Origin of the sequence: Caulobacter segnis (genome assembly GCF_023935105.1) — a bacterium.
GTDB lineage: Bacteria > Pseudomonadota > Alphaproteobacteria > Caulobacterales > Caulobacteraceae > Caulobacter > Caulobacter segnis_B.
This window is the reverse complement of the sequence record NZ_CP096040.1, coordinates 1,602,798-1,614,375: the sequence shown is the minus strand read 5'-3', so window position 1 is coordinate 1,614,375 and position 11,578 is coordinate 1,602,798. Positions and strand designations below refer to the sequence as shown.

The window sequence follows — 11,578 nt, the reverse complement described above, 5'->3', positions numbered from 1 at the left end:
CGACACCCCTTTGTCATGGCGCGTGCGGGGCAAGTCGCTATAGGTCTGACGCCGGTTAGACGCGCCCGGATCCACAAGCACCGCCCATGAAATCCCGCCTCCTCGCGCTCTGGCGCGGCCTACCTGTTCCTGTCCGCCGCGCGGCGCACCTGACCGCCGGCGCGCCCGCCGCGGCGTTCAGGGCGACCTCCGAAGCCATGGACCGGGCAGCCAAGGCCCGGGCCGAGCGCGCGGCGCGCGCGGCCAAGGCGAGAGCCGAACGAAAGGCCCTGGCGCGGGCGCGTCGCCGCGCCCGGCGTCGGAACCTCCCCCGACCCTCCCGATCACCGTCGTCGGCTTCCACGGCGCCGTGCATGGCCTGGGCGAGGGCGCGCGCATGCTGGCGCGCGGTCTGGCCGACGCGGGCCTTCCGACGCGGGCGGTGGACCTCTCGGCCGAGGTGGGTTTCCCGATCGACATGCCCGTCGCCTTTCCGCCTCCCGCCGCCGACGAGCGCGGCGCGGTGATCTCGCACATCAATCCGCCCGAACTGCTGCGCTGGGCGCGGACGACCGAAGGCCGCCCACTGGAGGGCCGCCGCCACATCGGCTACTGGGCCTGGGAGCTAGAGGACGTTCCCGCCGACTGGGCGCCCGCCTTCGACCTGGTCGACGAGGTCTGGACCCCGTCCGTCTTCGCCGCCGACGCCATCCGCAAGATCGCGCCCGCCCGCGTGAAGGTCTCCCCGGCTCCATACCCGCTGTATCTGAACCCGCGCCCCGCGCCCGACCGCGCCCGCTTCGACCTTCCCGATGGCGTGGTGGTGACGCTGATGGCGTTCGACCTGCGCTCGACCGCCCAGCGTAAGAACCCCTACGCCGCCCTGCTGGCGTTCCAGAAGGCGCGAGCCTCGACCGACAGACCGGCTCTGCTGGTCTGCAAGATCGTCGGGGCGGAACTCTATCCGGAGACCCTGGCGGCGCTGCGCGAGCGCGTCGCGGACGATCCATCGATCCGCCTGATGACGGAAAGCCTGTCCGCCGACGACATGGCGCGCCTGACCGCCAGCAGCGACATCGTGCTGTCGCTGCATCGCTCGGAAGGCTATGGCCTGCTGCTGGCCGAGGCGATCTGGCTGGGCAAGCCTACCTTGGCCACGGGCTGGTCCTCGAACGTGGAGTTCATGGATCCGGCGTCGAGCCAACTGGTCGATTTCAAGCTGATCCCGGTCGAGGGCGACGGCCACATCTATCGCGCCGGGCGTTGGGCCGACGCCGACGTCGACGACGCCGCCGCCAAGCTGGCGCAGATGATCAGCGACGACGCCTGGCGCGCGGACATGGCCGCCGCGACAGCGCGCAACGACCACGTCTCGTTCGACCGCGAAGCCTGGCTGCGCATGACCCGCGCCCGGCTTGCCTTGGGCTAGACCCTAGTTCCTCGGCGACGTCTTGACCGGCGCGTCGTCGTTCAACGTCGGCAAGTCGTTGATCGACTGCGGCGGCTTGACTTGGTCGGCCGGAACCGGCTTGGCGGGCAGCTCGCTGGACGGCGGACGGATCGGCGTGGTGTCGCCGGCCTTGGGCTTTTTCGGCTCCATCGGTAGGGCGATCTTGTCGATGCTCTGGACGATCAGGTCCGTCGGCAGCACGCCCTTGTAGCGGACCTTCTTGAAGTGCCGCTCTGGATCGTACGGCTGGATCCCAGGCGCGAGATTGCCGACCTCCAGCGTGCCGACCTGAGCCAGCAGCTGCACGCGACCGATATATTCGTTGGCCCGTCCGCGCATGAAGCTGATCTGGGCGTTCTGCAGCTCGGCCTGAGCGTTCAGGATCTCGATCGTGCTGCGAAGGGCGAAACGCTCTTCCTCGCGCACGCCGTAGAAGGCGATGGTGTCGGCCTTCATTTCCTCTTCGGTGGACACCAGAGCCTTTCGGGCGGCGACGAGTTGATCCCAGTATTGCGAGACCCCCAGCACCATGTTGCGGCGCGCGTCGTCGATCAGCAGCTTGTCGCGGTTGTTTTCCTCGATCGACTGGCGGACGGCCGAGTTCAACTGGCCGGACGAGAACAACGGCTGGCTCAGCGTGACGCTGGCGGTGACGTTGTCGACCCGATTGCCGGCCTTGCCATTGTAGGACACGTAAGGGCCGTTTCGGTAGTCGGCGCGCGCGCTGACAGAAAAAAGCCGCTGGGCCCGCGCTTCGGCGACGCCCTCGCGCGATGACTTCTCGGTATAGGCGGCGGCCAGAAGGGACGGATTGTTCTGTTCGGCCTGATCGAACGCCTCGTCGAGCGTCGGGGGCAGGCCGTCGATGTCCGGCTCGGGATCCAGCGTGTCGGGCAGGTGGCCCACCAGCGACGCATAGAAGGCCACACTGACATTCAACTGCGCTTGGGCGTTGGCCAGTTGGGTGCTGGCCGCCGCTAGACGCGCCTTGGACTGTTGGACATCGGTCAGGGTGACCTGGCGAACCGAGTACTTGTCCTGGGTGTCCTGCAGCTGTTTACGCAGGAAGGCCTCGCCGCCCTCGCTGATGCGAAGCACCTCGCGGTCGCGGCGCACCGAAACATAGGCGTTGGTGACCCGCACCAGCAGATCCATCTCGATCCGTCGCAGGTTCTCGCGTGCGGCCTTGATCTGCGCCTCGGTGGAGGCCAGGCGGGCGGCGTAGCGGCCGTTGGTGTACAGCGCCTGGGACACCGACAGCTGGCTGGTCGGCTGAGTGGCGTCCTCGCTCCTCCCGCTCTCCACGCCCTTCTGGTAGGAATAGCCCTCCGACACCTGCGCGCTGGCCTGCAGGCCATAGGCCGCCCGGGCCTGGGCGTAGTTCTCGTCCAAGGCCCGCATGGCCGCGCGCTGGGCCTGGATGTTGGGGTTACTCTGGTAGGCGGCGGTGATCGCGTCGGCCAGGGTCTCGGCGTGCGCGCGGCCAGCCACGCCCGAGACGGACAGGGCGACGGCCATGGCGATCACGGAAGACCGGACGGACAGAACTTTCGACAACACTCGCATTTTCCAGATTTCCACGGCTTCCGCCGGAAACCGGCGTTCAACCCAATGTTTATGGCTTAATCAAGAAGGCGACGCACTGTCGCCTCCCATGTGACATTCTTGTTGCGCCAGAGGTCACGCGCCGCCGCCCCCCGCGACATTGCCCGCGCCCTGTCGGACGTTAAACCAACCAACGCGTGAGCCAGCGCCTCGGGCGTCGGCTCGGCGACGGCGCCCGTGTCCTCGTTGACGATCTCCAGCAGGCCGCCGGAGTCGGTGACGGTCAGCACGGCCTTGCCGGCGGCGAAAGCTTCCATGGTCACATAGCCGACGCTGTCCTCGTCGAAGGGCAGGTAGGCGCAGACCAGGGCGTCGTTGGCCCAGCGGGCGATGTCCTCGCGCGGATGGAAGCCGAAACGCAGATCAACCCGATCTTTCAGGTCCAGGTCCTCGACCAGCTTGGTCAGGCGATCGGCATAGGCCTGGTTCTCGGGCGGCCCGGCGATGACCAGACGTGGGCCGTTCGGCAGCAGGGCCAGGGCCTCGATCAGCAGGTGCTGGCGCTTGCCCGCCGCCACCCGGCCGCCGGCGAAGACATAATCGCCATAGTCGCCGCCGGTGAACAGCTCGCCGTCATTGAGCGGCGGATACAGCACTTCGCTGGCCACGCCATTGAACTTCATCAGCCGGTTCTGGGTGACCGGCGAATTGCAATAGATCCGGCGGCACTCGGCGAAACAGGCGTTGTCGGCCGCCTTGATCGCCGCCTTCACCGTCCGCCCCGTCTCGTCGAAATCGAGATGGCTCTGGCCGGCCTCGGACAGGTCGTAGGCCTGACGGAACTGGTGCAGCAGCCACAGCACCTTGTCCTGGTGCGGGATCAGATAGGCCGGGAACTTCAAGCCGATCACCCGATCGACATTGTGCAGCCGCAGCCCCTTGGCGATCAGCATCTCCTCGATGAGACGCTCGGCGGGCTCCCAGGTGAACGGCACGCGAACCAGCTCGGACTGGACGCCGGGCGTGGCGTTCAGGCGGCGAACCAGGTGGTCGGCCAGTTCCTCGGCCCCGCCACGCTGGAATGGGGCGGCGTTGTTGACGACCAGCACTTTCATCGGGAGATCTTCATGCCGTCAGGCGCTCCACCACGGTGCTCCAGTCGATCTTCATCTCCGAGAGGCGGTTCAGCGAGGCCGTCCCCATGGCCTCGACGCCTCGCCGGTCGGCGTGCAGGCGGTCGAACTGTTCGGCCAGGGCCCGCGGATCAGGTTCGCTGATCAGGCCGTTGCGGCCGTGCTCGACCAGCTCCAGGACGCCGCCGCTATCGGTGGTGGTGACGATCGCCTTGCGGGCATGGGCGCCTTCCAGCGAGGGATAGCCGTAGCTGTCCTCGTCCTTGGGCAGGTAGGCGACGGCCAGGGCCGCCTTGAGCATCTCGGCCTTCTCGTCCTCGCTGATCCAGCGATCCTCGAGGATGACGCGGTCCTGAACACCCAGGTCCTTCGTCATCTGGACCAGTTGGCGACCGTACTCAGGACTGGAAGCCGTGCCGGCCAGGCGCAGCTTCACGCCGGTCTTCACGTGCTGCATGGCCTCGATCATCAGCGCCTGGCGCTTGTGCGGCTCGAGACGCGAGATGGCGACGATCTCGTCGCCATAACCGGTGTGGGTGAAGCGCTCGGGCTTGTAGACCGGCGGGTACAGCGGCGTGGCGTCCAGACCGTTGAACCGCTTCAGGCGGTCGGCGACCACCTGGGAATTGGTGAAGACCGCTCGACTCTCGGCGATGGCCCGGGTGTCGAGGGCCCGCAGGTTGTCGCGGATCGCCCGATGCTCGGCGTCGTCCGGCATGCCCCGATAGGGCGTGTCCCACAGGTCGTAGAAGGTGCGGATGTGGTGGATGAACCACAGCACCTTGTTGGGGTGATCCACCACATAGGCTGGCGGCCGGAAGCAGATGACCCGGTCGCACCACTGGGTCAGGTCCATCATCCGCCAGGCGGCGATCTGATGCAGCAGCTCGTTCGGATCGTCAACGAACGGCAGGTAGAAGCGTTCGACCTGGTGCCCCGCCTCGACGAGCTTCTCCTCAAGCCACTCGACGATGAAGCGCGCCCCGCCGTTGATGAACGGCACGATCGAGGACAGCAGGACGACGCGCATCGGCTAGACCAACACCTGGTCGAGCGCCGCGACGACGCGGTCGATGTCGGCTTCCGACAGGCCCGCATGGGTCGGCAGATTCAAGCCGTCGGCGCCACAGGCCTCGGCGTTGCCCAGATCACCGGTCGCCAGATGGGCGTACGGGGGCATCACATGCATCGGATAGAACACCGGCCGGCTCTCGATGCCCAAAGCGTCGAGTCCCTTGATCACCTCGTCGCGCGACGTCGACAGGCCCTCGCCCAGGCGCACCGTATACATCCAGAACACATGGCGGCCGGTCGGCTCGACATGCGGCTTGATCACCCGGTTGCCCAGGCGCGAGAGCTTCTCGTCGTACCAGGCCACCACCTGCTGGCGAGCGTCCAGGTGCGCGTCGACCCGCTCCAGTTGGGCCAGGCCGATCGCCGCCTGGATGTTGGTCATGCGGTAGTTGTAGCCGACGACCGGGAACCAATAGCGGCGGTTCAGGTCCATGCCCTGGCCACGCAGCAGCCGCATCCGGGCGGCCAGCTCATCGTCGTCGGTCGTGATCATCCCGCCTTCGCCGGTGGTGATGATCTTGTTGCCGAAGAAGCTGAAGGTCGCGCACGTTCCAAGAGCGCCGGACATCTTGCCCTTGTACGTCGCCCCGACCGCCTCGGCGGCGTCCTCGACGACCTTGAGGCCGTGCTTCCTGGCGACATCCAGGATCGGATCCATGTCGCAGATCTGGCCGTACAAGTGCACGGGCATGATCGCCTTGGTGCGCGGCGTGATCAGCGCTTCCAGCTTGGCGGGGTCCAGGTTGAAGGTGCGCGGGTCGTTGTCGATCAGCACCGGCGTGGCGCCGCAATAGGTCACGGCGTTGACCGAGGCGATGTATGTCAGGCTGGGCACGATCACCTCGTCGCCCGGCCCGATGTCCAAGGCCACCAACGCCAGGTGCAGCGCCGTCGTGCCGTTGTTGCAGGCGATGGCGTGCTTGACCCCGCAATAGGCGGCGAAGGCCTTCTCGAAGTCGGTGATGAAATGGCCGACCGACGAGATCCAGGTCGTGTCCAGGCACTCCAGCACATAGTCGCGCTCGTTGCCGTCCAAACGGGGGGCGGCGACGGAAATACGCGGCGAAGCGGTCAAGAACGCTCTCCTTTGACGAGGGCCGGAACACCGACCGCCAGGACGGCCTCCGGGAGGTCGCGCACGACGACGCCGCCAGCCCCGACGATCGTGTCCGCGCCGATGCTGACGCCCGGAATGACTCGCGCGCCAACGCCCAGGAAGGCGCGGTCGCCGATGGTCACGCCGCCGGCCAGGGCCGAGGCTGGCCCCAGATGGCAGGCCGCGCCCAGGCGGCAATCATGATCAACGACCGCGCCCGTGTTGACGATGGCCAGGTCGCCGATCTCGCTTTCAGCATTGATCGCCGCGCCCGCCATCACGGCCACACCTTCTCCGATCCGCGCGGTCGGCGAGATGGTTGCGGAGGGGTGGATGGCGTTGACCAGAGAGAAACCTAGCCCTCGCGCCTTGCGCCCCAGCATCTCCCGCAGCCGGTTGTCGCCGACCGCCACGAACAGCGCGGAAAGTCCCTGCCCTCTCAGTTCGGGCAGCTTGAGGTCGTCGCCGAGCACGGGCACGCCCAGCACCACGCGCGGCGTCGGGTCCGCGTCGACGATCGCCGCCACCGCGTGGCCCGAGGCCCGCAGGCTTTCGATGACCACCTTGGCGTGGCCGCCGCCGCCGATGATGACGACGCCCCCGATGGCGAGGGTGGTGTCCATCAGTTCCGCGACCGCCGCGCGATATCGGCCTTGACCATCTCGGCGATCATCTCCTGCATGGTCGTCGTGGGCTCCCAGCCCAACTTGGCCTTGGCCTTGGACGGGTCGCCCAGCAGCAGGTCCACCTCGGCCGGGCGCAGGAACTTCGGGTTGACCGTGACGTGATCCTGGTAGTTCAGGCCGGCGCTGGCGAAGGCCGCCTCGCACATCTGCCGCACGGTCCAGGTCTTGCCGGTCGCGACCACGTAGTCGTCCGGGGTTTCCTGCTGGAGCATCAGCCACATGGCCTCGACATAGTCCTTGGCGTGGCCCCAGTCGCGCTTGGCGTCCAGATTGCCCAGCTCGACGGTCTTCTGCTGACCCAGCTTGATGGCCGCCACCGCGTCGGTGACCTTGCGGGTCACGAACTCGATGCCGCGCAGTGGGCTCTCGTGGTTGAATAGGATGCCGCACGAGGTGTGCAGGCCGTAGCTCTCGCGATAGTTCACCGTCATCCAGTGGGCGTAGAGCTTGGCCACCGCATAGGGCGAGCGCGGATAGAACGGGGTCGTCTCCGATTGAATCGGATGCTGCACCAGCCCATACATCTCGGACGACGAGGCTTGGTAGAAGCGGGCCTGCGGGGCTTCCATCCGCAGGGCTTCCAGCATGTTGGTGGTTCCCAGCCCGGTGACCGAACCGGTCAGGTGCGGCTGGTCCCAAGAGGCGCCGACGAAGCTCTGGGCCGCCAGGTTGTAGATCTCGTCGGGCCGCACACGGCGCAGCAGGCGCGACAGACCGCCCTCGTCCAGCAGGTCGCCCAGCTCGAACCGGATGTCGTCGTGGACGCCGATCCAGCGCAGGCGATCGCCGATCACGTCGGCCGACGCCGAGCGACGCAGCATGCCGTGGACGACGTAGCCCTTCTCCAGCAGCAGCTTGGCGAGATAAGCCCCGTCCTGCCCGGTAATGCCGGTGATCAAAGCCGTCTTCGCCACGCGCCCATCGACTCCAGTAACAACGAAGGGTCCTGACTACACTATTGGGGCCGATTGGAAAGCGGCGGCGGCGACATTTCCATCCCCGGCGACCGCTTTCCGAAAAGCCTTGCAAATCAGACCGTTGAACCCGGCGCTCTACTCTTCGCGCATGGTGGTGCGCATGGCGTCGCGCAGGGGTGAGAACAGGTAGTCCAGCACGGTCCGCTCCCGGGTCGGCACAATCACCTGGGCGGGCATGCCCGCCGTCACCTTGGCCCGCAGCGGCTTGGGCAGTTGCTTGACGTCGACCTTAACGATGCCGAGGAAATACGAGATCTTGCCCTCGGGATCGGTCAGGCGGTCGCGCGAGATGGATTCGATCTTGCCATTCAAGATCGGGATTTCGCGCGAGTGGAACGCCGGCAGTCGGACCTCGGTGACCATGCCCGGATAGACGTTGTCGACGTCGGTGGGCTGGAAATGCGCCTGGATAACAAAAGCCTCGTCGTCGGGCGCGATGTCGACCATCGGCTCGGCGGGACGAACCACGGCGCCTTCGGTGAAGAAGCGCAGGTTCTGGGCCGTGCCGTTGACCGGCGAGACGATGTTGATCCGGCGCTGGGCGTCCGAGGCCACCACTTCCTTCTCGGTCACCTCGGCCAGCTTCACACGGGTCTCGGTGATGCTCTGGCTGACCTCCTCGAAGAACTGCTGCTTGATCTGGCGGATCTTCAGCTGCGTCTCGCCCATGCCCTGGATGGCCTTGGCGCGGTCGGCGGTCAGGCGGCCAATCGAGCCCGACAGCGAGGCCTGCTCGCGCTCCAGCGCCAGCAGGCGCGGGCGCGGCACCAGGCCCTTGTCATAAATCTTGCGCAGGTCGTTGAGCTCGTCCTGGATGTAACCCAGCTGGTCCTTCAGGCCTTGCGTCTGGCGGTCGATGCCTTCGATCTCGCTCTGATACTGATCGCGCTGGGCGTTCATCAGGTCGACCTGGCCCTGCAGGGTCTGGCGACGCTCCATGAACTGCGACCGCTCGTCAGCAATCGCGCGAGCCACCATCGGATCAGAGCTCTGGCTGCTCAGGTCGGCGGGGAAATTGATCGACGAACGCTGGTCACGCTCGGCCAGCAGGCGGGCCTCCATGGCCTTCAGGGCCACGTACTGGTTCTTGGTGATGCCGGCGGCGGCGTTGGCCTGGGTCGGATCCAGCTCGAACAGCACCTGCCCGGCCTTCACCCTCTCGCCTTCCCGCACCAGGATCTTGCGCAACATGCCGCCCTCCAGATGCTGGATGGTCTTGCGGTTGCCCTCGGCCGAGACGACCCCGGTAGCGCTCACCGAGGCCGCCAGGGGCGCGAACGACGCGATGATCAGGCCCACCAACATCAGGGCGATGATGGCGTAGCCGATACGGGCGACGCCCTTGTAGTTGTCCGTCGGACGCTGGATCTTGGGGGGCTTCATCTGTTTTCAGCCTGATGGGCGCGTCGCGAAGACGGCCTTGGAAACGGTGGGCGGAGCGGGCGTCTACTGAACGCGCTGGACCGGCGGCGGAGTCGGCGCGGCCGGCGGCGCGGCGCCTGTGAGCTTCGCCAGCATGGCGTCACGCTCGCCGAAATCGGCGATGACCCCCTGGTTGATGACCATGATGTAGTCGGCCTGGGTCAGCAGGTTCACCTTGTGGGTAGCGAAGACCACAGTACGCTTGGCCGCCTTCAGGCGGCTCATGGCTTCCATCAGAGCGACCTCGCCCGTCTGGTCCAGGCTGGCGTTCGGCTCGTCCAGCACCAACAGAGCCGGCATGCGGAACACCGACCGGGCGAGAGCCAGACGCTGGCGCTGGCCGCCGGACAATGAAGCCCCACCCTCGCCGATCGGGGTGTCATAGCCCATGGGCAGGCCCTGGATCATCTCGTGGACACCTGCCAGCGTGGCGGCTTCGATGACTTCCTGCGACTCGTACTCGGTGAAGCGGGCGATATTCTGGGCGACGGTGCCTTGGAACAGCTCGATGTCCTGCGGCAGATAGCCGATGTGGCGGCCCAGCTTTTCGGGGTCCCACTGCTTGATGTCGTAACCGTCCAGGCGGATCACCCCCGCCGAGCACGGCCAAACGCCGACGATACCGCGCAGCAGCGAGGACTTGCCGGCGGCGCTGGGACCGACCAGGGCCACGGCGGTGCCGGCGTCGATGCGGAAGCTGGCCTGGCGCATGGTCGGAACCTGGGCGCCGGGCGGCAGGATCGAGGCGGCCTCCGCCGACAGCACGCCCCGCGGCTCGGGCAGCGGCATGTGGTCATCGGCGTTCTTCTGTTCGCGCAGCATGCCTTGCAAGCGATCCCACGCCCCGCGGGCGCCGAGATAGTTCTTCCACTGGCCCACGGCGCCCTCGATCGGCGCCAGGGCGCGGCCGACCAGGATCGAGCCGGCAATCATCGAGCCGGCCGAGATCTTGCCCTGGATGGCCAGATAGGCGCCGCCACCGAGGATCAGGGTCTGGACGACCTGGCGGAACACCTTGATGCCCGACATCACCGCGCCGCCGGCGTCGCTGGCGCCGGCCTGCCAGGCCACCTGCTCATCCCGACGCACGCGCCAGCGCTGCTGCAGGCCGCCCCACATGCCCATGGCCTTCATGACCTCGGCGTTGCGCAGGGTGGAACTGGCGTCGTTCTGGGCCGCGATCGAGGCCGCGGTGGCCATCTGAATCGGGTTCTTGGTCGCGCGATCGTTCATTACCGCTAGGCCGAAGATGATGAAGCAGCTGACGATGGCCAGGATGCCGAAATAGGGGTGCAACATCCAGGAGACCAGGATGAATACCGGCGTCCATGGCGCGTCACAGAACGCGATCAGCCCGCCGGCCAGAAACTCGCGCACCTGGTCCATGTCACGGAACGCCTGGCCGCCCTGGCCCTTGCGGGTCAGAGTCGATTCCAGCACCGCCCTGAAGATCGGGTCGCGCGCCACCCCGTCGAACTTCAGGCCGCCGCGCACCAGAACCTGGGTCCTAAGCGCCTCCAGTAGGCCGTAGATGATGAACAGGAAGACGCAGATCAGGGTCAGCACGACCAGCGTCGAGACGTTCCGGCTGGAGAGCACGCGGTCATAGACCTGCAGCATGTACATCGGACTGACCAGGGCCAGAACGTTGATGAAGAAGCTGAAGACCATGGCGGTGATCACCGCCGGCTTCATGATCTCGACCGCGCGATCGAGAATGGTGGGCTTCGCGCCGGAGCGGTTGAAGATCATCGGGAGCCTTCGAAGCGTCTCGCCATATGGCGAGACGTATACAGTAACAACTTAGGTTGCGTCTCGACCACGAAATTGTGGCGGAAAGGAAGCAGCCAGCCTCTGGCGCTAAATCACAGGACTGGGTTCACCGCAAGCACGCCCCCAATCCACGCCGTGCACATAAGAAACCGCCCCGGAGTATTCCTCCGGGGCGGCCTTAGTCAGTCTTCGTTGCAACCGCCGAAGCGGTCGCTCGTCGTTATTAGACGACGAAGAAGTGGTTCGTCGTACCGTCTTCGACGTAGTTGGTCACGCCGGTGACGCCCGTCAGCTTCACGACGGTGTCGGTAGCGCCGCCTTGGACGAACACGTAGGTGTCGGTCAGGTACTGGAACACCACCGTGTTGCCGGCGGTGGTGACGCCCGCGTCGGCAAGGCCGATAGCGTCCGTCAGCGTGGCCGGACCAGCGCCGGTGAACGTC

Annotated in this window: 8 protein-coding genes and 1 pseudogene; 1 reads left to right on the top strand and 8 read right to left on the bottom strand. The window is 66.6% G+C overall.

Annotated features, from left to right (window positions below; translation table 11 throughout):
* Positions 1-86: 86 nt before the first annotated feature.
* Positions 87-1,408, top strand: a pseudogene (locus MZV50_RS07820) (glycosyltransferase).
* Positions 1,409-1,411: 3 nt separating this feature from the next.
* On the opposite strand, the gene MZV50_RS07815 reads toward MZV50_RS07820, so the two are convergent.
* The 8 genes from MZV50_RS07815 to MZV50_RS07780 all read right to left on the bottom strand — a co-directional run bounded on the left by MZV50_RS07815 (position 1,412) and on the right by MZV50_RS07780 (position 11,111).
* A complete protein-coding gene (locus tag MZV50_RS07815) occupies positions 1,412-2,995 on the bottom strand; it encodes a TolC family outer membrane protein (RefSeq protein WP_252633855.1) in 1,584 nt (527 codons plus the stop codon).
* A gap of 56 nt (positions 2,996-3,051) precedes the next feature.
* Positions 3,052-4,089 (bottom strand): glycosyltransferase family 4 protein, encoded by a 1,038-nt coding sequence (locus tag MZV50_RS07810; protein ID WP_252633854.1) that lies wholly within the window; start codon positions 4,087-4,089, stop codon positions 3,052-3,054.
* Positions 4,090-4,099: 10 nt separating this feature from the next.
* Complete coding sequence (locus tag MZV50_RS07805; RefSeq protein ID WP_252633853.1) at positions 4,100-5,137, bottom strand: glycosyltransferase family 4 protein; 1,038 nt, start codon at positions 5,135-5,137, stop codon at positions 4,100-4,102.
* 3 nt (positions 5,138-5,140) lie between these two features.
* A complete protein-coding gene (locus tag MZV50_RS07800; RefSeq protein ID WP_252633852.1) occupies positions 5,141-6,256 on the bottom strand; it encodes a DegT/DnrJ/EryC1/StrS family aminotransferase in 1,116 nt (371 codons plus the stop codon).
* The gene (locus MZV50_RS07795) at positions 6,253-6,900 is read right to left on the bottom strand and encodes an acetyltransferase (RefSeq protein WP_252633851.1); all 648 of its coding nucleotides are present in this window, start codon (positions 6,898-6,900) and stop codon (positions 6,253-6,255) included. The genes MZV50_RS07800 and MZV50_RS07795 overlap by 4 nt, the downstream gene beginning before the upstream one ends.
* Positions 6,900-7,877, bottom strand: a complete 978-nt coding sequence (gmd, locus tag MZV50_RS07790; RefSeq protein ID WP_252633850.1) for a GDP-mannose 4,6-dehydratase — start codon at positions 7,875-7,877, stop codon at positions 6,900-6,902. The genes MZV50_RS07795 and gmd overlap by 1 nt, the downstream gene beginning before the upstream one ends.
* 138 nt (positions 7,878-8,015) lie before the next feature.
* Positions 8,016-9,323: an HlyD family type I secretion periplasmic adaptor subunit gene (locus MZV50_RS07785; protein WP_252633849.1), complete on the bottom strand. Its 1,308-nt coding sequence runs from the start codon at positions 9,321-9,323 to the stop codon at positions 8,016-8,018.
* 63 nt (positions 9,324-9,386) lie between these two features.
* A complete protein-coding gene (locus MZV50_RS07780) occupies positions 9,387-11,111 on the bottom strand; it encodes a type I secretion system permease/ATPase (RefSeq protein ID WP_252635204.1) in 1,725 nt (574 codons plus the stop codon).
* Positions 11,112-11,578: the final 467 nt, after the last annotated feature.